General features: G+C 57.0%; 21 protein-coding genes and 1 tRNA gene. 4 read left to right on the top strand and 18 right to left on the bottom strand.

Annotation, left to right across the window (positions count from 1 at the left end; translation table 11 throughout):
• Window positions 1-58: 58 nt before the first annotated feature.
• From tssC to dapA, 16 genes are all read right to left on the bottom strand, one after another.
• Window positions 59-1,549, bottom strand: a complete 1,491-nt coding sequence (tssC, locus tag WG29040_RS06205; protein WP_010656799.1) for a type VI secretion system contractile sheath large subunit — start codon at window positions 1,547-1,549, stop codon at window positions 59-61.
• A 10-nt stretch (window positions 1,550-1,559) separates the two neighbouring features.
• Window positions 1,560-2,072, bottom strand: a complete 513-nt coding sequence (gene tssB, locus WG29040_RS06200) for a type VI secretion system contractile sheath small subunit (RefSeq protein ID WP_127195858.1) — start codon at window positions 2,070-2,072, stop codon at window positions 1,560-1,562.
• Window positions 2,073-2,101: 29 nt separating this feature from the next.
• The gene (gene tssA / locus WG29040_RS06195; RefSeq protein ID WP_256681526.1) at window positions 2,102-3,112 is read right to left on the bottom strand and encodes a type VI secretion system protein TssA; all 1,011 of its coding nucleotides are present in this window, start codon (window positions 3,110-3,112) and stop codon (window positions 2,102-2,104) included.
• A gap of 583 nt (window positions 3,113-3,695) precedes the next feature.
• On the bottom strand, window positions 3,696-4,931 hold the full coding sequence (locus tag WG29040_RS06190; protein WP_127195856.1) for a hypothetical protein: 1,236 nt from the start codon (window positions 4,929-4,931) through the stop codon (window positions 3,696-3,698).
• 11 nt (window positions 4,932-4,942) lie between these two features.
• Entirely contained in the window at window positions 4,943-7,354 is a 2,412-nt protein-coding gene (locus tag WG29040_RS06185; RefSeq protein ID WP_127195855.1) for a TcfC E-set like domain-containing protein, read from the bottom strand.
• 176 nt (window positions 7,355-7,530) lie between these two features.
• Window positions 7,531-8,022 (bottom strand): CS1 type fimbrial major subunit, encoded by a 492-nt coding sequence (locus WG29040_RS06180; protein WP_127195854.1) that lies wholly within the window; start codon window positions 8,020-8,022, stop codon window positions 7,531-7,533.
• Window positions 8,023-8,073: 51 nt separating this feature from the next.
• A complete protein-coding gene (locus WG29040_RS06175; RefSeq protein ID WP_127195853.1) occupies window positions 8,074-8,823 on the bottom strand; it encodes a molecular chaperone in 750 nt (249 codons plus the stop codon).
• A gap of 968 nt (window positions 8,824-9,791) precedes the next feature.
• Window positions 9,792-9,881 (bottom strand) — tRNA-Ser (locus WG29040_RS06170).
• A 196-nt stretch (window positions 9,882-10,077) separates the two neighbouring features.
• Window positions 10,078-11,289 carry a hypothetical protein gene (locus WG29040_RS06165; RefSeq protein ID WP_127195852.1) on the bottom strand — a complete coding sequence of 404 codons (1,212 nt, stop codon included), beginning with the start codon at window positions 11,287-11,289 and terminating at the stop codon, window positions 10,078-10,080.
• Complete coding sequence (locus WG29040_RS06160; RefSeq protein WP_177412938.1) at window positions 11,286-12,029, bottom strand: molecular chaperone; 744 nt, start codon at window positions 12,027-12,029, stop codon at window positions 11,286-11,288. The genes WG29040_RS06165 and WG29040_RS06160 overlap by 4 nt, the downstream gene beginning before the upstream one ends.
• 146 nt (window positions 12,030-12,175) lie before the next feature.
• A complete protein-coding gene (locus tag WG29040_RS06155) occupies window positions 12,176-14,686 on the bottom strand; it encodes a TcfC E-set like domain-containing protein (protein WP_256681525.1) in 2,511 nt (836 codons plus the stop codon).
• 154 nt (window positions 14,687-14,840) lie between these two features.
• Complete coding sequence (locus WG29040_RS06150; RefSeq protein WP_003446680.1) at window positions 14,841-15,326, bottom strand: CS1 type fimbrial major subunit; 486 nt, start codon at window positions 15,324-15,326, stop codon at window positions 14,841-14,843.
• 683 nt (window positions 15,327-16,009) lie between these two features.
• Window positions 16,010-16,723, bottom strand: a complete 714-nt coding sequence (gene purC, locus WG29040_RS06145) for a phosphoribosylaminoimidazolesuccinocarboxamide synthase (protein WP_003446678.1) — start codon at window positions 16,721-16,723, stop codon at window positions 16,010-16,012.
• 28 nt (window positions 16,724-16,751) lie between these two features.
• Entirely contained in the window at window positions 16,752-17,510 is a 759-nt protein-coding gene (locus tag WG29040_RS06140) for an MBL fold metallo-hydrolase (protein ID WP_003446676.1), read from the bottom strand.
• A gap of 4 nt (window positions 17,511-17,514) precedes the next feature.
• The gene (gene bamC / locus WG29040_RS06135; RefSeq protein ID WP_003446674.1) at window positions 17,515-18,630 is read right to left on the bottom strand and encodes an outer membrane protein assembly factor BamC; all 1,116 of its coding nucleotides are present in this window, start codon (window positions 18,628-18,630) and stop codon (window positions 17,515-17,517) included.
• A gap of 17 nt (window positions 18,631-18,647) precedes the next feature.
• Entirely contained in the window at window positions 18,648-19,526 is an 879-nt protein-coding gene (gene dapA / locus WG29040_RS06130; RefSeq protein ID WP_003446672.1) for a 4-hydroxy-tetrahydrodipicolinate synthase, read from the bottom strand.
• Between the two features lie 326 nt (window positions 19,527-19,852).
• On the opposite strand from dapA, the gene WG29040_RS06125 reads away from it, so the two are divergent.
• A complete protein-coding gene (locus WG29040_RS06125; protein WP_003446670.1) occupies window positions 19,853-20,413 on the top strand; it encodes a glycine cleavage system protein R in 561 nt (186 codons plus the stop codon).
• A 13-nt stretch (window positions 20,414-20,426) separates the two neighbouring features.
• The gene (locus WG29040_RS06120) at window positions 20,427-20,900 is read left to right on the top strand and encodes a peroxiredoxin (protein WP_003446668.1); all 474 of its coding nucleotides are present in this window, start codon (window positions 20,427-20,429) and stop codon (window positions 20,898-20,900) included.
• Window positions 20,901-20,977: 77 nt separating this feature from the next.
• Here the strand turns inward: WG29040_RS06120 and queF are convergent, their stop codons facing one another.
• Both queF and WG29040_RS06110 read right to left on the bottom strand, forming a co-directional pair.
• Window positions 20,978-21,808 (bottom strand): NADPH-dependent 7-cyano-7-deazaguanine reductase QueF, encoded by an 831-nt coding sequence (gene queF / locus WG29040_RS06115; protein WP_003446667.1) that lies wholly within the window; start codon window positions 21,806-21,808, stop codon window positions 20,978-20,980.
• 81 nt (window positions 21,809-21,889) lie between these two features.
• The gene (locus WG29040_RS06110; protein WP_010656809.1) at window positions 21,890-22,402 is read right to left on the bottom strand and encodes a plastocyanin/azurin family copper-binding protein; all 513 of its coding nucleotides are present in this window, start codon (window positions 22,400-22,402) and stop codon (window positions 21,890-21,892) included.
• Between the two features lie 149 nt (window positions 22,403-22,551).
• Between WG29040_RS06110 and WG29040_RS06105 the strand changes: the two genes are divergently transcribed.
• Both WG29040_RS06105 and WG29040_RS06100 read left to right on the top strand, forming a co-directional pair.
• Window positions 22,552-23,232: a heavy metal response regulator transcription factor gene (locus WG29040_RS06105; RefSeq protein ID WP_127195850.1), complete on the top strand. Its 681-nt coding sequence runs from the start codon at window positions 22,552-22,554 to the stop codon at window positions 23,230-23,232.
• Window positions 23,232-24,599, top strand: coding sequence for a heavy metal sensor histidine kinase (locus WG29040_RS06100; RefSeq protein WP_165878350.1), 1,368 nt, complete (start codon window positions 23,232-23,234; stop codon window positions 24,597-24,599). Before WG29040_RS06105 ends, WG29040_RS06100 begins: the two co-directional genes overlap by 1 nt.
• Window positions 24,600-25,124: the final 525 nt, after the last annotated feature.

Genomic DNA, 25,124 nt, shown 5'->3' with positions numbered 1-25,124 from the left:
CACAGGGTGAAGAACCACATCAGGGAAAGCCCTGTTGTGCTAACAATGCTGTTAAACGTTATGCTTTAACCGAAGGCAACTTGGAAACCAGTCGCAATGAAACAGTCAAACCTTCCAGTTGGTAGTGGGGCCGCAAGAAGAATTTGGCCCGGTAAAACCCTGGATTGCCTTCATCTTCTTCCACCACCACCTCGGCTGCCGCCAGGGGTTTACGCGCCTTGTCGGCATCGGTGGCAGTGGCCGGATTAAGGTCAACGTATTGATTGATCCAGCCGTTGAGCCAGTTTTCAATTTCCGCGCGCTCTTTAAACGAGCCGATCTTGTCGCGCACGATGCATTTCAGATAGTGGGCAAAACGGCACGTGGCGAACAGATAAGGCAGGCGCGCGGCCAGTCGGGCGTTGGCCGTGGCATCCGGGTCGTCGTATTGCTGCGGGCTATGCAGTGACTGGGCACCGATAAAGGCGGCCACAGAGCTGTTCTTGCAGTGCACCAGCGGCATGAAACCGTTATTGGCCAGCTCCAGTTCACGGCGGTCGCTGATGGCGATTTCGGTCGGGCAGGTCATGTCCACCCCGCCGTCTTCGCTGGGGTAAGTATGCACCGGCAGGCCGCTGATGGCGCCGCCGGACTCGATACCACGGATCTGTGAACACCAGCCAAACTGCTTGAAGGACTGGTTGATGTTAAGGCCCATGGCATAGGCGGAGTTAACCCACAGGTAGTTGGCCGAGTCGCCCCGGGTCACTTCTTCAAAGTTGAAATCTTCCACCGGTGCGGTTTTGGCGCCGTAGGGAATTCGCCCCAGGAAACGCGGCAGGGTCAGGCCCACATAGCGCGAGTCTTCCGAGCTGCGGAAGTTGCGCCAGGCGGCATGCTCCGGGGTCTGGAAGATTTTGCCCAGGTCCCGCGGGTTGGCCAGCTCTTGCCAGGAGTCCATCAACAGGGCGCCAGGGTCGGCCGCACTGATCAACGGCGCATGGGCCGCCGCGGCAATTTTGGCCATGGAGGCCAGCAGCTCGACATCGGGCGGGCTGTTATCGAAGTAGTAGTCTGCGATCAAGGCACCGAAGGGCTCGCCGCCAAACTGCCCGTATTCATGCTCATAAATCTTCTTGAACAGCGGGCTCTGATCCCAGGCCGCGCCTTTGAACTTCTTCAGTTCACGGGCCACCTCGGCCTTGGAGATGTTGATAAAACGGATCTTGAGCTTTTCATCGGTCTCGGTATTGCTCACCAGGTGATGCAGGCCGCGCCACGCCGACTCCAGCTTTTGAAAGGCTTCATGGTGCAGGATCGCATTGACCTGGCTTGAAAGTTTGCTGTCGATGGCGGCGATGAGCGCTTCAATGGTGCTCAGGGTGTCATCGGCAATCAGGTGCACAGAACCCAGTGCCTGCTCGGCCAGGGTTTGCACCGCGGTGTGCAGGGCGTCACTGGCCTGTTCGCTGCGGGGTTTGAACTCCCGTTGCAGCAAGCTGCTAAAACTGTCGGCCTCCAGGGTGGTGGCCTGGCTATCTTGACTTTGAAGCTGTTCAGTTGCAGGCATGATTGGAACCTTATTCAGCGGGGACGGCGGGTTTGGCCTGTTGCAGCAATGAGTTCATCAATGCCGGATCGTCGAGCAGTTGGGCGACCAGTTGCTCGGCACCACTTTTGCCGTCCATATAGGTCAGCAAGTTGGAAAGTTGATTACGGGCCTCCAGCAACTTGCGCAACGGCTCGATATTGCGGGCGATGGACCCCGGGCTGAAATCATCCATGCGCTGAATATCCAGCTGGACCGGCAGTTGCCCTTCACCGGTCAGTTCATTGGTCACGCTGAACTTCAACGCCGGCGCAATGGCACTCATGCGCTCATCAAAGTTGTCGACATCAATGTCCAGAAACTTGCGATCGGCCACCGAGGGCAACCCCTGGGTATTGGAACCGGAAAGATCGGCAAATACGCCATTGACAAAAGGGATTTCAACTTTCTTTTCGGCGCCATAGAGTTCGACGTCGTATTCAATCTGGACCCGCGGAGCACGATTGCGATTTATAAATTTTTGACTGCTTGCAGTGCTGGACATACTTGACCCTCAATCACGATTAACAACATTTATTCTTCTTGAATACCGGCCAGCGCCCGCATGTCACTGACGCTGGACGGTGCCAGTTCAGCCATGATTTCGAGAAAATCCATACCGGCGAGGCGACGCACTCTTTGCACCAGCATGGGGATGGGACTGCTCGGTTCATGGCGCTGGTAATAGCCGGCAATGGCATCCAGGGCCAGCAGCACCTCTTCCCGCGAGCGGCACTCCCGCACGCCCCCGACAGAGACAACAGCGGCGGGCGTAGACGCAGACACGGCCACTTCAGGCTCCGGGGCAACGCTGCGCAAGGTACGGCGCAAACGGCTGTCCACCACCTGGATCCATTGCCCCAGCAACCGCGAAACCGGCTGCAGCGGCGAGCTTTCACAGAGCCCGGTTTTCTCATCCAGCCCCTGACCGATGCTGTCCAGCAAGCCCTTGACCCGATTCAGCGCGCCCAGCCCGCGCATCAGCTCAGTGGAGCATTGCGGCTCGATCTGGCTCTCCAGCCGCAGCAGACAGGCGTCGCGCTCGGGCGACTCTTGACCGCTGGCGATCAACGCCAGATCGGCACAGCACAGGGACTCGCCACCGGGCAGCCTGGCCAGCACTTCTTTGCGAAGTGTCGCCACCACCACCGAGGGCACCGCCAGTTCCGCGAGAATATTGATCCGCACCAGAGGGTCGAATTGATCTTCATCACTCAAGCGCGGGTAGGTCTGCTCCCAACGCTCTCGCACCAGATAATCGAGCACCGTCAAGCCCTTGGCCAAACCCGCCAGCCCTTCTCGCTCAAGCCAGGCCAGGGTTAGATATACGGCGACCCGCAGATCAAGCGTACGACCGAACAAACCCATGCAGCGTGTTTCAACAGAGGCCCAGTCTATGGGCTCCGGAATATGTAGATAATCGCCGTACTGCGACTCTTCCTTGCTGGACACTTCATCCATAAGTGCCAGAAACTCGGAATCATATTCCAGGTTTTCACCCACCTCCTGACTGGAAAGAACGACGATAAAGTCATCGATATTCATCGCCCCGCTGCGCCACATAAATTTTCTACTCCAAAATTATTCCACTCAGGCCGAGCGCTTTAATTGTGTGGGGCAGTATGACAAAAACACACCTGCACACATTAAGAATAGTCTTAAAGAAATGGCTATTCCTAAGAGTCATGGGCCAAAACAGAAGTAAAAACCGCCAACAACCTATCAACTTAGGACTCATCCTAAGTTATTTATCCGGCATAGTTTTGAGCGCGGCATAGAGAATTAATGAATGACGGGTAAATGATGCGTGGGTAGTAACAGACGCAAGCCTGCCAGGACAAGAATCCGGGGGCCTGGTATTGAGGGATAGACACGGGATCAACCTTGGCCCATGCACTTGCGAGCCGGCTTATACAGGCAGGTAAAGTATCAAGGCTGTGTATTGAAAGGCGGCATCAGGAGGATAAGCGCGGCACGAAAGCCAGACACTGGCGCGAGGATGGGAGGTATTCGAGAAGGCCGCATGGCGGCAGAGAGCGGATATGCGACTGACTGGCCAGCGCCACAGGGTTCAGAGGATGAACCCCGCAGCCACTGTGGCCGGCCAGTCAGATGACAACAGGCAAGGCTATATATTGGCGTCGAATATCACGGTTACCCGGCCTTTGTACTCGGTAGACGGATGAGTGACCATTTCCTTGATCGGATCGCCATTGACCTCAAAGCGCAGATAGGATGGTCGCTGGAACACGGCGCCTTCCCTCATAGGGCTAAATCTCGGTACAAACACGTCTTTCTGCAACGGATAATTCAGCGCCTCGGCAATCATGCCGCCTTTATGCCCCACCAACCCCGGCATAGTGATGGCAATGTCCAGGGGGACGGTTGAGGGGCCATTGGAGATACCACAGCGGCCATCGGGCATCGTGTACTCACAATTGATATCCACCGCAAAGTCGGTGGAGCCACTGACCCGGAACGGTACATCCCTGCGCAATGTCGCAGGCACCTTGCCAAACTCCTGCCACTGGTTCCAGCCACCCAGGGGTTGCAGATTGACCGTTTCGTAACCGGGCGCGAAGTCGATCGCGAACAGGTGGTTTACGGTAAGTTGGAAGCCAATATAAACAAAGGGATCAGCGAAAGTCGCACCATCCCCCATATCAAAATCAGCGCCCGCCCCCCCCCTGGTATAATGGGCAATCCCTTTGTAGACACCGTTTTTCATATTCAAGGGCTCGGGAGTCTCAATTTCATAAACGATATCCCACGCGTAATTTCCAAACTCTCTATCAGCCAGCATCTTAAAAGCACAACTACTGCGCCCACCCGCGCCATTATCGTCTCGCATGATAATCCGCATCAAAGAGTTAGTATGATTATTATTGCTGAATGCTATCCGACACCCCCTAATCTCTGTCAAATCGCTTCTCCAGCCATCCTCAGGCATGTCACCGTGGACGTACCTGAATGCCATTCCTGTAATTCGAAAAATCACATCCGCCGTTTCGCCGGTATCGGACACAACCGTAATTACCCTCTGTTCCGGCAGACCAAAAAATATCGAACTGCGACCAAAATCCGCGACACCATTCCCTCTTTTTGTGCCCGTCGACGGAATCCCGATACTGAACACATTGTTAGCTTTGCACCAATCCTTGTGGGCATTAGAACAAACACCGCTTAAAGGCGAAGTATTGGTAAACGTCTTATTATTAGGATTATTCAGACTGGGGGTGAACTCCGCATATACACCAACAGTTACCGCCCGCGCCGGTGCCAGCCACACCAGCTGCCCAAGCACCAACAACACCAATAACAGCAAGGCGCTACGGCTATGTTTGATCAAAACTATAATATTCATGTTTATCCTTGCTACTCGGCGTTAGCACTAAGCAACGGTTTGCTGGTGTTCAGATCGTCGCACTTGAGTTTACCCACCATCACCACATCGCCTTCGCGCGGGTAGCGCTTGTCGTCGAGATGGAAAGTGCAGCCCTTGATACTGGGGTGGGACACTTCCAGCATCGGCTGGCGGGCACTCATTTCCAGGGTGAAAAAGCCATCCGCTTCGGCAACGCTGCGCCCGGCGTGGTTGCGCACCTGGGCTCCACGCAGCGGCTTGCCGGCGGCATCCTGTACCTGACCCATTACGGTCAGGGTCTGCATGACCTTGACCTGACGGTAGGCCACGCCTCCTTTGTTCAGGTGGTAACTGGTCATTGACGGGTGAATCGAGGCTGCCGGTGCTTCGCGGCCGGAAAAGTCCAGCTGCAGGTTGCCGGGCTTGTAGGCGGTCACCGGCACAAAGTTGCGCCCGGGCTTGAGCTCAGTGGTGGCACCATTGGTGTCTTGCGCCATCAACCCCAGGTCCGGCAAGTCGGACTCGACATCAATAATCATCCCGGTATGGGCGCCACTGCTGACGCCATTGCCGGCAGTCACCAGTTTGCCGCCACCCATGGCCACGGTGCTTTGCAGGTTGACCCCGCCGCTCAGCCCGCCCTCGAGGGAGGAACGCTGGGCAAACACATCGCCGCGCACCAGGTCGGTGTCAAAGGAAGCCGCACCGTTCAGGCCCACGCCATAGCGGTCGCTCGACACATTGCCGTTGACATTGCTGAACAAGCCGCCTTGCAGGTCCTGGGACACTCCGGCATTGACATACTGGTCACGCCCGCCCGTACTCCCGGTGCGGGTACCGGCACCGACGTTGTAGCGACGGCCGTCACTGCCCAGGGCCATGGTCAGGGTTACGTCGACCCCGCGATTGCGCTGACTGCCACTGCTGGCGGTGGCCGGTCGGTCAAACACCGAGGTGCGCCAGGTGGCATCGCTGCCCAGCAACCTGGAGCGCCGATTGAACGACAGGTCCAGCCCCACACCATTGGTCACACCATTGCTGTATGACGCACGGGCCGTCAGGCTGTTGATGTCGTCCAGCCGGTGATTGAGGGCGATGGCCGAGTTCTGCTGGGGGCCGGCCTGGGTCTTGAGGTACTTGTCGGCGTTCTGCCAGTTCAGGCTGTGGTTGAACATTATGCTACCGGTGGCATAGTTGCGGATCGCCTGCACATCCAGCCCCATCCCGTACTCACTGGAGTGAAAAACATTGGCGTAGAGATTGGCGCTATCGCTGGCGTGCCAGTTCAGCGAGCCACCCACGGACCGCTCTTTGCCCACCTGCTGCACCATGGCGCCCAATACTGCGCGCGGGTGAGCCAGATAGTTGACCACCCCGCCCACCGCCAGCTCATTGGCATCGTCGGTGCTGTAGCTGTTCAGCAGGTTACGCTGCTGGCCGACAAACGAACTGTAGCGCCAGCGCTCCTGGGCATTGCTCCAGTGCGCAGGTTTATTGATCAGCTCGGTCTCGCTGGACGTGACATTGCCGTCTTCCACCAGACGCACCTCAACCTCGTAAATACCGCCGGGCAGGCGCCGGGTATCGATCAGTTGCAAACCGGGCTCTACCGGCTGGGTGTAGATAAGGCTGCCATTGCGATAGATTTCAACCGTGCCCTGGCGATTGGCCGTGACATAGACCGGATAAATGCTCGGGCTGGCGCTATCGATGGCCAGGATGTCGGAGGTACCGAGCATAAGCCCGACTATGGTATTGGGCACCGCCCCCGGGGCGCTGGGCTGACGCGCCACGCCCTGGAAGTTGGGCTGGAAAAAACCGGCGCGCACAAATTGATTCTCGTGCTCGCGCTGGCCGTACAGGCTCTGGATCGACTGCCGGGTTTCGGCGCCTTCATAAGTACTGCGGTCCACCTGGTAATTACCGACCGTGGTCCAGTTACCGATACTGCCCTGGGCATCCACCGAGTAACGGCCATTGGTATCCGTGCCGCTGCCACCAAACACATTGAGCTGGTTACGCAGCACCAGGCCGTGACTGCCGCCCTCGGGCAGCTGGTGATAGCGCACTTCTTCAGGGTTGACCTCGGCACCGCGGGTTACCAGCGACAGCTGCGAGCTTTCCAGACTGTAATGCATGGCCACCAGGCCATTGTCACAGCTGGCAGTGCACTCGCCGAGCGGGCGCGGCTGGCTGAGGTAATCCGTCCAGCGCTGGCGATCCGCAGCACTGAGCTTGCTGTCATGAAACTCGCTCATCTCCAGCAGTTGAAGGGTGTTATTACGGGACAAGACCACGCGACCATCGCCGAGGAACTTGCCGTCTTGCTCAATCCGCACCACCAGGGGCAGATCGAAAAAATGTTCAAGGAAATCTTTTGGAAGACCCTGAGTCTGCTCAAGCAAACTCAGGGAGGACTTCATTTTTACTGCTGCGGTTTCAGGGGCTGTTGCCGACGCCTGAACAGAGGCGCAACACAACGCAACTGCAACACTGAGGGCATGCAATTTAAACAACACAACAGCTCCTAAAAACAGGGCAAGGGGAATAAAGCCCCGCTTCAGGAGCTTTATTCAATAACCTTTACAGCCTTTATCTATTACGGAGCAGCAGGAGCAGACTCAAACATCATGTGCACAGCACCTGCGTAGCTACCCTCTTTATAACCAGTAGCCGGTTCGATGGCGCTGATTTGAACTTCCTTGATTGCACCCCCGGTAGCTTCTGCAGCGGTAGCCACGTCAACAGCAGCGGCTGGCCCCACCTTCAAAGCCACACCACCCACCTTGACTTCCATATCAATAACTTCGCTTGCGTCCAACAGTTTTGGTTCAAAAACCAGATAGGACTTAACCGCAGTAGTACCACCTTTAATGTTCAGCGGACCGCCCACAGTTTTGAAGTCTTTTACGTTATGGTCGTAGGCCATATTCAAATCAGACGTGGACCACCCGGTATTATCCCAGACAGCAAGGCCCGTTGCCGAAGGCACAATAGCCTTGACATTCAGATCAAAGGGAACAGGTGCAGCAAAGGCAGCAGTGGAAGAAGCCAACAAGGTGGCAGCAAACAACGAACGGATCTTCATCATTACATCTCTCTCGGTAGTAAAGTCCCTGCACGGAACAAAAGGTTATTGCATTTACTTAAAACCCAAGCGAACCGGTTTTTCCTGGTTCCCTTCGATAAGTTTGAATTCGTATGTGTGCTGCTCGGACTTGCTAAAGGTTTGACTGCTCTGTGGCAATAAATGAATTTGCCGACCGGGCTGACAATTTTTGCCTTTGGCGCCGCACGCCTTGAAGCCGTCCAGCACAATGGTGCTATTACCGTTATTACTCACGGTATAGCCGTCCGCCCCTTCCTTAATATCCGTTGCAAAATGTGCCTTGGACGGATGCACTACAACGATAGTGCCGTAACCGGTCATGATACTGACGCCGGCAGACATTTCTTTCTTATACTGATCACGCTCTTCTGTGGACAGCGAAAAGTCATCGGACTTATCCGGCATGGCCGGAACAAAGCGCACCCGGTAATACTTCTCATGGGTGCGATCACCGGAATAAAGCAGGCGCGCCGACTGTTGACTGTTCGCCGGAATGATCAACCGCGCCGGACTGGCTACCAGGCCATCTTTATCTTCACCCAGACGGGTATTCTCAACAGGCTGCTCAACCGGCTTTCTATCAGCATCGTAGACAATCTCACTGATCTCTACTCTGACAAATGCCGTGGCATCACCACTGTTACGAACACGTTTGAGAAAGGTACCTTTATCGGAATTAATAAAATCAAACAATGAACCTACATTAATATTTGGGGCCGCCGCCTGTACCGACGACAACGAAAACCCCGCACAACATACTAAAGCCAGCATTACCTTTTTCATCGATTTCTCACTAATTAACTCACCAACTAAACAACCCGGGTTTATGCCCGACTCAAATAATCAACATCGTTATACGACAGCAACTCTTGGCCGAAAAAAAACTCAGGCCGCCCCAGGTTGTCGTTTTTTTATTATTAGTTTGAGAATCACTAAAACTGACAAGTCGCGTTAAACATTCAATCAGCAGTCCGTGAGTGTTACCTGTTGTAACTGCGCTGTTGACGAGGGCGAATCTTATAGACGTCCATCACTCCGAAAAATCGGAAAACTCCTAAAAACTGAAAAAACCCAATAAAATAGGATGCTGAAACAATTCATCCTGCCAACACCTCTAGACCAACCTGCAGCGCCGTAGTAGACGCCTCATTGCCCGGGCTACGCAGGACAAGACACACATCGCCAGCAAGCTGGCTCCTACAGAGAGCGGGGTTCATTTAGGACTTTGCCTGCTTGACTGCAGCCGCCACGGGGTTGCATGGCGGATAGCAGTGTTGCCATCGCCAGCGAGCTGGCTCCTACAGATAAGGGGGCGAGCTCAGGTCGGGCTTTGTCTGATTGACCGCAGGGGTCACGGGGTTGCTTGGCGAACCGCAGTGTTGCCATCGCCAGCAAGCTGGCTCCTACAGGTACGGGGGGGGCGGGTTCAGGTCGGGCTTTGCCTGCTGACCGCAGGGACCATGGGGTTGCTTGGCGGATCGCAGTGTTGCCATCGCCAGCAAGCTGGCTCCTACAGGTACGGGGGGGGCGAGTTCAGGTCGGGCTTTGTCTGATTGACCGCAAGGGCCACGGGGTTGCAGCGCTGCCATCGCCAGCAAGCTGGCTCCTACAGATAAGGGCCAGGGGCTGGGTTCAGGCATCGCCAGCACGCTTGCCCCTACTGTGGGAGCCGGCTTGCCGGCGATTCCCGGGCACAACGAAAAAGCCCCTGAAATGTTTGACCATTTCAGGGGCTTCGTCTTGTTCAATAATGGCGGAGAGATAGGGATTCGAACCCTAGGTACTGTCGCCAGTACAACGGATTTCGAATCCGTCCCATTCGGCCACTCTGGCATCTCTCCAACGGCGCGCATCATAACAGCGGTTTATCTTTCTGGCAAAGCCTTATTTCAAAAAAATGCCTGCTATCAATTACTTGCACGCCTTTGGAGCTCAAAACCCTGCGCCACGCAATTTCTTCACGGGCCTGGATAAAGTCGCCCAGCCCCTGATGGAAGCGCGCCTTGTTGATTTTACTGGCAGCAGCCTTGCCAGAACCTAAGGGATGTCACCATCCCAGATCACTGTTACATCGCCTTTGTACCGGCTCCCGGCATGTACGATCATCTTCTCCACCCCGTCGCGATCAATTGCAAAATCAAGACTGCCCCTGGCGTTATCCATGTACTGGGTGACATCAATGACAGTCGGTGTGCTGCTGCTCAGTGGAAGGTCTTTAACAGGCCCCCCGGCCATATAGGTGGAAAAACCCGGGGGCAACGTAACCCGAGTGTCTACCGCCACTTGATGACCCACTTCATTTTCCAGTGCGCACTGATTACCAGCGGAATATTGGCACTGGAGCAGCATTTTGAATGGCATGGATGACCAGAGTGAAAAATTTTGCACTGCCGACAATTTCTCCGGGCGCCGACCACGCTCCAACCATTGCTGCCAACCACCTTGGGGTACCAATGCTAAATGTTGCGCGCCCGCAGGAAATGCCACCTGCAGTACATGAGAAACTTCAAGTATAAAATTCAAGGTCAGGCGGTCATCATCAGGCAACATGACGTCACCGAAGTCCAAATCACCTCCGGGACCTACCGAAAGATCAAGTTGCCCCCGATATACCCCTGACTTCATTGAAAGAGGGTTTGGGGTGATGAGCTGATATATGAAGGTGAAATTTTCGTAGCGGAAATCCTCCAGATCAAACCTAGATATTCTCCCGCAGTTGGCTGGCGGGCCAACGCCCCAGAAAAAGCTATAGAAGGTAGTCGACAGCCTGGAATAGCCAGTACCCGAGCATCCTCCAGCACCCGCATACAACCACGAGCCGCCCACCCAAATGTCAGCGTGCCCGCCCCCGCTTATGGCACCAACACTTTTATTGAACTGGAGGCGCGCTCCAGCCCCGACTATCTGGAATCCCAGCTGCTGGGTTTGGCCATCCGTAGATACAATGGTTACATTCTTGATCTCTGTTGGCATTTTAAACAAGGCTGATTGGCGCAAATCCGCGGCATTGGCCTTTATGTCAGCGGGCAGGGTTTTAATTTTCGGGGCAAGACTATGACGCCCGGCAGCACATGCAATATTTAAACAATGCCCCGTGTCCGGTGTTGTATTAATGAATTTAGTGTTACCCGGATTCCTTGGGTCCGGGGTGAAGACTGCCGTAATATCGATCGATTCTGCCCAACTGAAAGTGGAATTCAGCACCAGCGCCAGCGCGCAGGAAAACCTGGCTATCGCGAGCATGTTCATGGCTTCACATCCACTTTTTTCGAGGCACCACCCTCTATCAAGTTATACGAATATGTTCGCCCGGGCTCTTTGTTGAACGCAAAGTATTTCCCGGGCCGCAGATGAATCTTGCGGGTGGCCTTGCAGTCAGTGGCCTGGCTCATCGAGCAGTCTTTGAACCCATCCAGTTCTATGGTGCTGTTTCCCGCATTCTCAACGCGGTATTCAATAGCGCTGTTGTGGACCCGGGTAGTGAACCGGGTATTTTCCGGCCTTACGAAAAACACAGAGCCGTAACCGGTCAGTATATTAACGCCGGCCGACATCGAGTCTTTATAGGCTTTGCGCTCCTCCTCGGGCACCGCAAACTGGTCTTCCTTTTCAGGAACGACCGGAACAAATCGCACACGATAGTAACGCTCGACATCCCGATTCCCCAGATAGAGCAGCCGGGTACCTTGCATCCCCTTGCCAGGGATAATCAGTCGCGCCGGGCTCGCCACCAAACCTTTGCGCTCTGCGCTCAAGGGCCCCTGGTTGTCCAGCGCGGTTTCAGTCGCCTTGCCGTCGGCATCAAAGGTCATTTCGTAAATATTGACTCGCACAAAGGCCGTGCTGTCACCGACGTTATTGATGCGCTTGAGATACGAGCTCTTGTCGGAGGCCATATAGTCATAGATGGTGCCGATGTTGATACTGGGCCCTGCCTGGACCGTCGACGCAAACAGGCCCAGGCCCAGCAGGTATAAAAATTTATGCACGAAGGAGATCCTCGGTAAAAAGCCGGCGACCATCAGCGCTTTGATAAACAAAATGTCACCGCCGGCGTTCAACATTTGAATGTGAAGCCGCTTCAAACTGTGGCAGCGGCCTTGGATTTATGAGGTCTGGTCCAGTGGTTTTGGCGTCAGTTGTGCGCCAATTGTCCGGCCATCGAGCCCTCGACACAGCGCAGGTCGCCGGCCATCAAAACATCGCCTTCGAGCTTCAGAACCTTGGGGTCAAGATCAAACCGGCACAGCACACGCTCGCCACGAACGATTTCAAGGGTCGGGGTGTCAGCACTGAGCTCCATGGAGAAGAACCCGTCTACCTCGGTTACGCCACGGCTGGCGTGGTTGATTACGTGATGTCCTTTCAATGGCAGGCCATCAGCATCCACCACACGGCCTAACAGGGTCAGGGTATTGATGACGCTGACGCGCTGGTAAGCCACGCCGCCTTTGTTCAAGTGATAGCGGGCGCGGGCAGGCCGAATGGTTGCCGCTGGCGCGTCGACGCCAAGGAAGTCGAGCTGGACTACGCCGTCGCGATAAGCACTGACAGGAATCACGTTGCGGCCCGGGCGCAGAATCGTACCGCTGCCACTCAGGTCGTCAGCCCGCAGCTCCAGGTCGTCAATATCCGACTCCACATCGATAATCATGCTGGCCTGATTGCCCGCCTGCTGGCCGCTCAAGGCAATGTTGCCGCCCCCCACTACCAGGCTGCTCGTCAGGTTCAGGCTGCCCGACACTCCCCGGCTGTAAGACGAGCGCTGCACTTGCACATCGCCAGAGGCATAGCGACCTTCAAACTGCGCACTGCCGGCCAGCCCGACACCATAAGTGTCGGTCTGCACGGAGCCGCGGACACTGCGCACCGTGCCCGTTTCAAAGTTTTGCTGATAGCCGAGGGAGGCATTGCGATCTGTATCACCGCTACGCGAAGCGCGGGAGCCGACACTGGCGGTCATACGCTTGCTGGCTTCTCCAAGCGCCATGTTGAAGCTCAGATCGAAACCGCGATTACGCTGATTGCCGCTACTGACAGCAGCAGCCCGGTCAAATACAGAGAACCGCCAGTTAATGTCATTGGCGAACAATTGAGTCGTACGCATCCATCCCAGGTCCAGGCTAATGCCGCTTATCTGGCCTTCGCTATGGGATATTCGGGCGTTAACACTGTTATGCCCTTGCAGGCGGTGGCTGATACTCAGCGCCGAATTGCTGACGTTGCCGTTATAGGGGGAGCGTTGACGCACCCGGCTGCCGTCAAGGAGGGTTTCCCACGTGTTGCGCGTGTCCAGCCAGCTACGATTGTGGCTGGCAACGACACTGCCTGAACTGTAACTGTGCAGCGCTTGCACCTCCATTCCCGTGCCGTGGTCCTGGCTGCGATACACACTGGTGTACAGACTCGTGCGGCTTGCCAGGCCGAGATCCAGAGAAGTGCCGAGTTGATTCTGCCCTTTGGTCTGGCGTGCCGAAACACCGACCACTGCCCGAGGGTGTAAAAGATAGTTGACCGCAGTACCGACGGTGGTGTCGCCATCTTCCTGCTTGTCCCAGTTGCTCAGCAGCCTGGTCTCTCGACCAAAAAACACGTTATAGCGCCAGCGCTGGTTGGTATTGCTCCAATTGCTGGGCTTGTACACCAACTCATCGCTCGTGGAGGTGACTATGCCGTCTTCGATAAGTCTGACTTCAATATCGTAGATGCCACCTGGCAGAGGGCGCGTATCAAGGGCCTGCAGACCTGGCGCAACTTGCTGACTGTTGATCAGAACGCCATTACGGTAAATTTCTACGGTTGCTTCACGATTGGCAGTCACAAAAACCGGGTAGACAGAAGGTTGCAGTCCACCTTTGGCCAGACTGTCGGAACTGCCCAGCATGACGCCCAGGGTTGTGTCGGGGCTGTTACCAAATGTACGCGGCTGACGGCTGAGACCCACCGACTCCGGGGTGAAGTACCCCAGGCGCAGAAAGTTGTCGCGCCACTCCCTTTGGCTATGCAGTTCGTACACTGAGTGCATCAGCTGGTTTTCGTCCCCCCCCATCTTGCTAAGCTGGCCTCTGACAGTCTGGGTCCAGTTGCCCAGGCTTGAGACGGCCCCTAGTCCCAGGTGCGCAGCGAGATCCTGGCCCTGCCCGCCAGACAGGTTCAACTGATTACTCAGCATCAACCCCCTGCTACCGCCCTGGGGTTGGGCGTAGTGTTCGGATTCGATGGTTTTGCGCTCGGTTTTGCCGGTAAGTATCGAGACTTCTGAGTTGTTGAGGCTGTAATGCACTGCCAACAGATCTTCTGCACACTGACTTGCACAGGGACCCAGTACGACACCTTGCTGTAACAGCAGTTGCCAGACTTCACGTTCGGCCGGACTAATGTCGCTGTCACGGGTATCCGTAAACTCGATAAGCGTCATGCGCTCGTCCCGGCTTAGAACCACCATGGCCTCACCCAGAACTTGATTATCAAGCATTACCCGTACGGCCAATGGCACGTCAAAGAAATGCTCGTGAAACTCTTTAGGCAACCCGTCTGCCTGAACCAGCAAAGTGGTATAACTAGGTGTTGCTGCGATGGAAGCCTGGCAAAAACTTGCAGCACTTGCAAAGGCAATAGCCAATGACAAATCAGTATACCGACTCACTCCGTAACACCTTGCTTATAGCGGCAAAAAAAACTCCGACATGCGCTGCACACGATGTCGGAGAGAGTCAATCAGTCGCTTACTGCCCGCACCGGTACTGACCGATTACGTGATCGCGCAACAAGCCATACAACCGATGCTCAACAACTTGAACTTAGATGACGGCATCAAAAGACAATTGGACATTGCCCAGATAGCTACCCGACTCATAGCCGGTTGCCGGCCTGGTCGGTATAATTTCCAGATTCACTACTTTTACAGTAGCTGCTTCGGCTGCGGTGAGTACCGTCTGGGCGGTAGTGGTCAACGACTTGCCGTTGAACTTGACATCCAGAACAACACTATTGGCACCCGCAGCCAAGTAAGCCGGGGCCAACAGTTGTGCACTGATTGAGCCTGCAGAATGAACAGCGTCAAATGTTTTAACCAATGAAGCCATTTCTTGAGTGTTTATATTGTAAGAGAGCGCCTGAGTCTCGCCGATCCAGCTGCTGTCACTTGGCAATACATAAAAATCTGCTGTCGGAACGAAGGAAGACAACTGAACCGTATGATTGATCGGTGCAGCATGGGCCTGAACACTCAATACCCCGACAGCAAGTACAAAGGGCGTCAGAATAGTTTTTTTGAAAAGGGACATAGAGACTTCCGAGCCGAGACGTATTACGCCTTAGATTACTTAAAAATACTTAATATTCGTGCCCCGACCGGCCCAACCAAGCATGTCGCGCAACGAGCGGTAACCTTAGCGAAACATTCCCAATCGTTATATCGGAATACTCCTAATACCCCTGATATTCCTAATGCCTTTAGTCCACCTAAAAGTATTGATACTTCTTTTGGTGTAAAAATAAACCTGCGTTTTGATAAATCGCGGGAAGCTAGGAGTTATTGCAGGATATACCTGCGCGCAGCAGATCGCTGATGGGGCAGCACGTCTCGGCGTATCGACAGACAGCCTTTATGCGAACGCAGGAAGACACAGCAAGGGGAGGACTTCGACGCCTGAGAGCAGAGCTCGGCGAGTCACTGAAGAGAGATATCGGGTCGTCAGATTGATGCGCATTGAAGGTTTGCGCTCCACGACAGGAAGTACGGAGGCAAACCAGCCTGTGCCTGGCGCGGATGATTCGCCTGTAGCCTGCACTGCCTTTTGGCTTGTGATTGCGGTTGCGATTTGTGTCCGGAACAGCGGTTGGATTGCATTGCCAGGCGACGGCGTACCTGGCGTACGCCGCGCCTCTAACCGACAGCTTGCACTGTCGGCGTGAGGCTCTGGCAGAGGCGGTTGCGCGAACCCGCCTCCAGGCGCTTCATGACCGCTTAAAGCGGGACGCCGAGGCGCTGTGCAACTTCTTCGTAGGCTTCGATCACGTCGCCCAGACCCTGACGGAAGCGGTCCTTGTCCATCTTCTTGCCGGTGGCCTTGTCCCACAGACGGCAGCCGTCCGGGCTGAATTCGTCACCCAGCACGATGCTGCCGTCGTGGAATACGCCGAACTCGAGCTTGAAGTCCACCAGCAGCAGGCCGGCGTCATCGAACAGCTTGTTCAGCACTTCGTTGACCTTGAGCGACAGTTCTTTCATGCGCACCAGTTGCTCGGCAGTGCCCCAACCGAACGCCACGACGTGGGATTCGTTGATGAACGGGTCGCCCTTGGCGTCGTCCTTGAGGAACAGCTCAAAGGTGTAAGGGTTGAGCTTCATGCCCTCTTCCACACCCAGACGCTTGACCAGACTGCCGGCCGCGTAGTTACGCACAACGCACTCGACCGGAATCATGTCGAGTTTTTTCACCAGGCATTCGTTATCGCCCAGCAGTTTGTCGAATTGGGTCGGCACGCCGGCTTCTTCGAGTTTCTGCATGATGAAGGCGTTGAACTTGTTGTTCACCATGCCTTTGCGGTCCAGCTGTTCGATGCGCTTGCCGTCGAACGCTGAGGTGTCGTTGCGAAACAACAGGATCAAGCGGTTGGCGTCGTCAGTTGTGTAAACCGATTTCGCTTTACCGCGATAGAGTTCTTCACGTTTTTCCATGATGGGCTCCGCATGCTAAGTAGGTGGGCTAGGCGATTGTGCGCCAGTCGAGCCCTGAATCTTGATCGGCCAGTTGCAGCCAGTCCGGGTCGCACCCGAGGGTGTCGACAAAACATTGCCGGGCCAGCTGCGGCAGGTTGTTCTTGCTGCTGAGGTGGGCCAGTACCAGGTGTTGCAGGTGTTTCCAGCCCAACTCGGCCACCAGGCTTGCGGCCTGGTGGTTGTTCAAATGTCCTTCCTGACCACCTACCCGTTGTTTGAGAAACCAGGGGTAGTGACCACGGGCGAGCAGGTCGCGGCAATGGTTGGCCTCGATCATCAACGCGTCCAGGCCGCGATAGCTGTCCAGTACGCCATCGCAGTACGAACCCAGGTCGGTCAGCAGGCCGAAACGCCGCTTGCCGTCACTGAATACGTATTGGGTGGGTTCCTGGGCATCATGGGCAACCAGGGTCACGCTGATGGTCAAGGCACCGATCTGCAACGTTTCGCCACCTGCCACGAAGCCGGCAGGTTCAAGCGGCTTGCGCATCCCGCGCTGGGTACCACGACTCATGTACACCGGCACATTGTAGCGCCGGGACAGCATCCCCACGCCATGCACATGATCAGCATGTTCGTGGGTGACCAGAATCGCGCTCAGCTGGTGCGGGCTGATACCCAGACGCACCAGGCGGCGTTCGGTTTCCCGCAACGAGAAACCGCAATCCACCAGTACACAGGTGCTGTCGCTGGCTACCAGCGTGCCATTCCCTTGGCTACCACTACCGAGAACGGCAAAACGCACAGGATCAGCCCAGGTTGTCTTGAATAACGCCCAACACTTTGCGCGCCACTTCTGGCGGTGCAACCTTGTTGATGTTTTCTTCGACAGTCACCTGCACGCTGTCCCCGACCTTGCTCAGGCGAACCTGATAGCGCTGGGCGCGGGCTTCCACTTCTTCCTTGGCCGGTTTGCTGCCGAAAAGGCTGGAGAAGAAACCGGGTTTCTCGTCCTTCTTCTCGGCTTTTTCGGCCAGGTTGATGTAGTACAGGCCCAAGGTGCGGTTGATATCTTCAACCCGCCACTCGCCCTGTTCAAGTGCGCGACCTACGCCGGACCAGGCACGATCGAGGTCTTCGGTCAGGCTCAATACCGGGTTGCCACTGCCGTCTTCGCTCAGGCTGACGCGGGTCGGGGTGTCAAAATCACGTGCTGCGAGCAACGAAACCGAACCGCCCTTCTCGGCGCTGCGGCTCATGCTGATGAGCATTTCGTCCACCAGTGCCGCGTCCAGGCCGGTATTGACCGAACGCTGGCCGAAATCGACGTTGGCGGTGCTGCCGGCTGGACGATTGGCGCTCACCACATAAATTTCGCTGGTGTTGCGCTGTACGCCCGGCTCGATACGGACCCGCACGCGGGTTTCGCTGTCAGCTGCCAGGCCACTGGTGCCGAGGTGGCGAGCCATTGGCGCGGACAGTTCGTCAGCGCGCTGCCAGGTGGTGGTGAACTCGCCGGTTTGCGGGCGCTGCTCATCGATACGGAAGCCGTTGTCCTGGAAGAACTGCATCGCTACCGGCCAGACTTCTGACGGTACGTGCTGCGCCATCACCCAACGGCTGTCGCCGCTTCTTTGCAGGGTGTAGTCGCTGGCACCGGCAACTGTCGCCAGCGGCAATGGCCGCGGAACCTCGAACTCGCCCTTGACGGTGTCATCGGGCACGTTGCTCGGGATCGGCAACAGCGGCACAAGGCGCTTGTCAGTCACTACACCTGGCGGCAGTTTCATTGGAGCGGTTTGTTGCGCCTCCAGATAGTCGCTGCCACGGTCCCGGAAGTACCCGTCTGGACCCCACAGCCAACCGCAGCCGCTGGTGCTCGAAATAATCACGGCTAGTGCGGAAAGTCCGGCCAATCGCTTCATGCGTAATGCTTCCTCAATTAAACCAAAACACCGGACTGGCGCAGGGCCTGACGCAGCGGTTCGTGGCAGGGTGCGCTGAGCCAGGTGAGCGGCAGACGGATACCGTCCGGCATCAAGCCCATTTCATGCAGCGCCCATTTCACGGGGATAGGGTTGGATTCGATAAACAGGGTTTTATTGAGCGGCATCAGCTTTTCGTGAATCGCGCGGGCGGTGACGGCGTCACCACGCATCGCAGCGGCGCACAGTTCGCTCATGGCACGCGGGGCGACGTTGGCGGTCACCGAGATATTGCCCTTGCCGCCGAGCAGGATCAGCTCGACTGCGGTGGCGTCATCACCGGAGTACACCAGGAAGTCATCGCTGACACCGGCCAGGATGGCAGTGACGCGCGACAGGTCGCCGGTGGCTTCCTTGATGCCGATGATGTTCGGCACGCTCGACAGGCGCACAACCGTGGCCGGCAGCATGTCGCAGGCGGTACGGCCCGGCACGTTGTAGAGGATCTGCGGGATGTCGACCGCTTCGGCGATGGCCTTGAAGTGCTGGTACAGCCCTTCCTGGGTCGGCTTGTTGTAATACGGTGTGACCAGCAGGCACGCATCGGCGCCGGCAGCCTTGGCATTGGTGGTCAGCTCGATCGCTTCACGCGTCGAGTTGGCGCCCGTGCCGGCAATGACCGGGATACGTCCTGCCACCTGTTTGACCACGTGACGAATCACTTCAATGTGTTCGTTCACATCGAGCGTTGCCGATTCACCTGTAGTGCCAACGGCAACAATGGCGTTGGTGCCCTCTTGCAGGTGAAAGTCCACCAGTTTGCGCAGTGCGTCCCAGTCCAGACGGCCTTGTGCATCCATAGGTGTGACCAGTGCCACCATACTGCCCGCAATCATGCAACCGCTCCTGCCGGAAAAAGAGAGCCGTAATGGTACTGGCGCCATGACCCTTGCACAAGCAACAGCGCGCCCGATGAGCATTCCCCTTGGCGCTGCTTTTCGCTACCCTTCAGCCTTTGATTGGTACTGATGAGTGCGCAAGGCTGTTTCACAGGTCTTTATCCAGCGCCAAAAGCCCGCCCCAAACACCGCCAGGAGCGGTTTGCAGAGCCTGCAGACTGTCTACGACGGCGTATTGGCAGGGTTCAGGCATTTGTTGAGAGCCTGCTAGTCGCGACGCATTCATCCACCGTACTGACCGCTCATCGCTTTAGGAAGGTTGCATGTCCACCCCCACAGTCCGCGAACAATTCCTTGTCATCAGTGCCCTTGGCGCCAACCCAATGGAGCTGACTAACGTCCTGTGCCGCGCCAGCCATGAAAATCGCTGCGCCGTCGTGACCTCCCGCCTCACTCGCCACGGCGAATGCAGCGCACTGGTTCTGGAAATCACTGGCAGCTGGGATGCCCTGGCCCGCCTTGAAGCCGGCTTGCCCGCACTGGCCAAAAAACACGCGTTCAGCGTCAATGTGGTGCGCAGTGCCGCTCTTGAGACCCGCCCGCAGGCGCTGCCGTACGTGGCCTATGTCAGCTCGGCCTACCGCTCGGACATCATCAACGAGCTGTGCCAGTTCTTCATGGACCACAACGTCGAACTTGAAAACCTGACCTGCGACACCTATCAGGCGCCGCAAACCGGCGGCACCATGCTCAACGCCACTTTCACCGTGACCTTGCCGGCCGGTATCCAGATCAGCTGGTTGCGCGATCAGTTCCTGGACTTCGCCGACGCGCTGAACCTCGATGCGCTGATCGAACCCTGGCGCCCACAAAACCCAATGTAAGGAAGCTCCCCCCATGGCCGTTGCAATTGACCAACCCGTAGGCGACTTCCAGATCCCGGCTACCAGTGAGCAAACCGTCAGTCTGGCGGCACTCAAGGGCAAGCAGGTGGTGATTTACTTTTACCCCAAGGACAGCACGCCGGGCTGCACCACTGAAGGCCAGGGCTTTCGTGACCACTACGCCGAATTCCAGGCGGCCAACACCGAAGTGTTTGGCGTGTCGCGCGACAGCCTCAAGTCCCATGAGAACTTCAAGGCCAAGCAGGGTTTTCCGTTCGAATTGCTGAGCGACAAGGACGAAGCCCTGTGCCAGCTGTTTGACGTGATCAAGCTGAAGAAGCTGTACGGCAAGGAATACCTGGGCGTGGACCGCAGCACGTTCCTGATCGACAAGAACGGCGTGTTGCGTCACGAATGGCGCGGCGTGAAAGTGCCCGGCCATGTTGAAGCGGTGCTGGAACAGGCCAGGGCGCTGAACCAGGCCTGATACTCCCGCAGCAGGAGCGAGCTTGCCTCGCGATCTTTTAAAAGATCAAAAGCTCGCCCCTGCAGGGTCACAGGACTTTACTGACGTACCAGCCGCAGGTTCTGGAATTCGACAGCTTCGGTACTGCGGTACGGGTTGATATCCAGCCCGCCACGACGCACATAACGCGCATACACGGTCAATTTTTCCGGCTTGAGCAAACGCTGCAGGTCGAGAAAAATCCGCTCTACGCATTGCTCATGGAAATCCGAGTGCTGACGGAAGCTCACCAGATACGCCAGCAAACTGGCGTGATCCAGTGCCGCTCCACGGTACTCCACCACCACTGTGCCCCAGTCAGGCTGACTGGTGACCGGGCAGTTGGATTTGAGCAGGTGGCTGTAGACGCTTTCTTCGATCACCCGCGTCTCATCGCACTTGAGCAATTCAGGTCGCGGCTGCTGGTAATCGCTGACACTGATGTCCAGATCATCGATACACAGACCGGGCAAAACCCCTGTGCCATCTGCCTGAACCTCATCCAGGCTACGCACGCGCACGCCGACGGGCTTGCCGGATGCGGCTGACAAATCTGCCTGCAACGTCTGCACCAGGCTTGGTGTATCGGCGAAAACGCTCTGATTGAGCGAGTTCAGGTACAGCTTGAAAGACTTGGACTCGACGATGTTCGGCGAATCGGCGGCAAAGCAGAACTCGCCAATGGCCACCACCGGCTTGCCTGACGGCAACAACCATGAGAGCTCGAAGCAATTCCAGAAGTCCACCCCGACATACGGCAGGGTCTCGGCGCTGAGCCCCAGCTCGGCCCATTTCGCCGCACGCGGGATAGGGAACAGCAAGGACGGGGTGTAGGTACTGATGTATTCACTGGACTTGCCCAGCGGCGAATGTTCGGCTGCGGGATGCATGACAATAACCTGGCTAGAAAAACCCGGCAATTCTATCGGGTTTACGCCAGGCTTTCAGCGCCAGCAGACGATCAGGGCTGATTAAGGCTCAACTTTGACCTTGCCGACCATTCCGGCCTGGTAGTGACCGGGCACATTGCAGGCAAACTCTAGGTTGTCGGCGCGACTGAAGGTCCAGGTCAGCTCGGCAGTTTTACCCGGCCCGACCAACACACTGTTGGGGTCGTCGTGCTGCATGCCCATGGCGCCGTGGTCCATGCCGGCGTGACTCATCCCGGTCGGCGTGAGCATGCCGCTTTGCTGCATTGCGAGCATTTCTTTCTGGTGCGCCCCGTGCATGGCTGCATTGCCCAGGTTGAATTCGTGCAACAACTGCCCTTTATTGACCAGTACAAAACGCACGGTCTCCCCTGCTTTCACGTCCAGTGTTGTGGGAGTGAAGGCAATATCGGTCATATCCACTTGCACGGTGCGCGTGGCACTGGCGGCCGGGGCCGGCTGACCAAAATCAAAATGGCCGGCAGGCGCTGCCAGCACCGGCACGCTCAACATCAATAAACAACCCGCGAGGGCCAAACGGTTACGCACAGTCATACTGACTCCCGGGAATGTACAAATTTTCAACGACTTTAGAACTGCGCCGCTGGCATTCAACTGACCGTAAGATTACAACTTTGTCAGCTTGCCCCTGCCCGCCCAAGGCCAATGTATAAGGCTGAGGATATTTTTGTGATGAGCCACCGATGAAATTGCTGATAGTCGAAGACCAGGCCAAAACCGGCCAGTACCTGCGCCAGGGCTTGAGCGAAGCCGGGTTTACCACCGAACTGGCCGCTGACGGCATCACCGGCCAGCACCTGGCCCTGACCGGCGATTACTCATTGCTGATTCTCGATGTAATGCTCCCGGGCCGTGACGGCTGGCAAATACTGCAAGCCGTGCGCAGTGCGGGGCTGGACATGCCGGCGCTGTTCCTGACCGCCCGCGACGCCGTCGAAGACCGCGTGCACGGCCTGGAACTGGGGGCAGACGATTATCTGGTCAAGCCCTTCGCCTTTTCCGAGTTGCTGGCCCGGGTGCGCAGCTTGCTGCGCCGCGGCAGCAGCACCACGCAAGAGACCCACCTGCAACTGGCCGACCTGCGCCTGGACCTGATCCGGCGCCGGGTTGAGCGCAATGGCCAGCGCATCGACCTCACCGCCAAAGAGTTCGCCCTGCTGGAATTGCTGATGCGACGCCAGGGAGAAGTACTGCCCAAGTCCCTGATCGCCTCACAAGTGTGGGACATGAATTTCGACAGCGACACCAACGTTATCGAAGTCGCGATACGCCGCTTGCGCCTGAAAATCGATGACAGCCATGAACACAAACTGATCCACACCGTGCGCGGCATGGGTTACGTGCTGGAAGAGCGTGCTCCGTGATCCGTCGCCTGTCCCTGAGCAGCCGCCTGGCCCTGCTGTTTGCCGGCTGCACGGCGGTGGTTTCACTGTTTGCCGGGGTGCTGTTCGGGCGCGCCAGCGAGGTACATTTCGTCGAACTCGACCAACAGCTGATGGAAAGCCGCCTCACCGTGCTGCGCGACACCCTGCAAGGCGCCGACACCCTGGAAAGTTTCACCCGGCGCCTGCCCGCCCTGCTCCTGCACCTCAACCAGCAACCAGACCTGACGGTGCGGGTGCGCGGCCCGGACGGGCACCTGTGGTTTGACAGCGCGCCAAGTTTGCCGGAACAGCTTGCTGTGCGCCCCGGCCTTGGCAGCCTGCAAATCAACGGCATTGATTACCGGGTTCTGAACCCCATTCCTGACACACAAAACGCACCGCGCCTGACACTGCTGCTGGACATCACCCACCATCAACACTTCCTGCAGCGCATGCAGCACCTGATCTGGATGACGGTCGGCCTCTCGGCGCTGGCTACCGCCATTCTGGGGGCCTGGGCTGCCCGTAGCGGCCTGCGCCCGTTGCGGCGCATGAGCGCGATTGCAGCCAGCGTCTCGGCCGACTCCCTCAACGCACGGCTGCCCCAGCAGCAGATGCCCGCCGAGCTGGCAGAACTGGCCAGCGCCTTCAACGCCATGCTGGAACGGCTGGATGATTCATTTCAGCGACTGTCTGCGTTCTCTGCCGATATTGCCCATGAACTGCGGACCCCGCTGTCGAACCTGCTAACCCATACCCAGGTCACCCTGACCCGGCCCCGGGGCATCGATGAGTACCGCGAGGCCCTGCACAGCAACCTCGAAGAACTGCAGTGGATGGCACAACTGGTCAACGACATGCTGTATCTGGCCAAGGCTGACCATGGCCTGCTCACTCCGCGCCGCGAGCCGCTGGATCTGGGCCGCGAGGTGGACGCTTTACTGGAGTTTTACGCACTGCTGGCCGAGGACTCGCAAATAGCCTTGACCCGCGAAGGAAACGGACAGATTGCAGGCGATCGCAGCATGTTGCGCCGCGCGCTGTCCAACCTGCTGGATAACGCCTTGCGTTACACGCCGGGGGGTGGAGCCATCAAGGTGCTCATCGAAGAAACGGCGAGCCACGTGCGCATCAGCATCGAAAACACCGGAGCTGGGATCGCTGCCGAGTTGCTGCCACGCCTGTTTGATCGCTTCTACCGGGCCGATCCGGCACGGCGCGAAGGCAGCAGCGAGCATGCGGGGCTGGGACTGGCCATCACCCAGTCAATCATTCGCGCCCATGGCGGGCAGATCAGGTGTGAAGCCCAGGAAGGCGTGACACGGTTCGTGCTTGAACTGCCCACTATCAAGGCCGGGAGCACCTGACGCCTCCTGTAGGAGCGAGCTTTTCAACACGCAGGAAGAGCTCGCGAGCAAGCTCGCTCCTACAGGTCAGGGTAAGGGCGGTCAGGAGTAGCGCAGCCCGTAGGCCGGCTGGATTTCCGTCGCGCGATACGGCTGGAAATTGAGCGCCCGTACGTACTGTAGGAGCGAGCTTGTCTCGCGAGCTTTTCAGCACTCAGGAAGAGCTCGCGAGACAAGCTCGCTCCTACAGGTCAGGTCAAGGGCGGTCAGGAGCAGCGCAGCGCGTGGGCCGGCTGGATTTCCGTCGCGCGATACGGCTGGAAATTGAACGCTCGTACGTACTGTAGGAGCGAGCTTGCTCGCGAGCTTTTCAGCACTCAGAAAAAGCTCGCTCCTACAGGTCAGGCTAAGGGCGGTCAGGAGTAGCGCAGCGCGTGGGCCGGCTGGATTTTCGCCGCGCGATACGGCTGGAAATTGAGCGGCCGTATGTACTGTAGGAGCGAGCTTGTCTCGCGAGCTTTTCAGCACTCAGGAAGAGCTCGCGAG

The organism is Pseudomonas sp. PAMC 29040 (assembly GCF_003994535.1).
GTDB classification, from domain to species: Bacteria; Pseudomonadota; Gammaproteobacteria; order Pseudomonadales; family Pseudomonadaceae; genus Aquipseudomonas; species Aquipseudomonas paraversuta.
The sequence above is the reverse complement of the archived record's forward strand: the minus strand, read 5'-3'. Positions and strand labels throughout refer to the sequence as shown.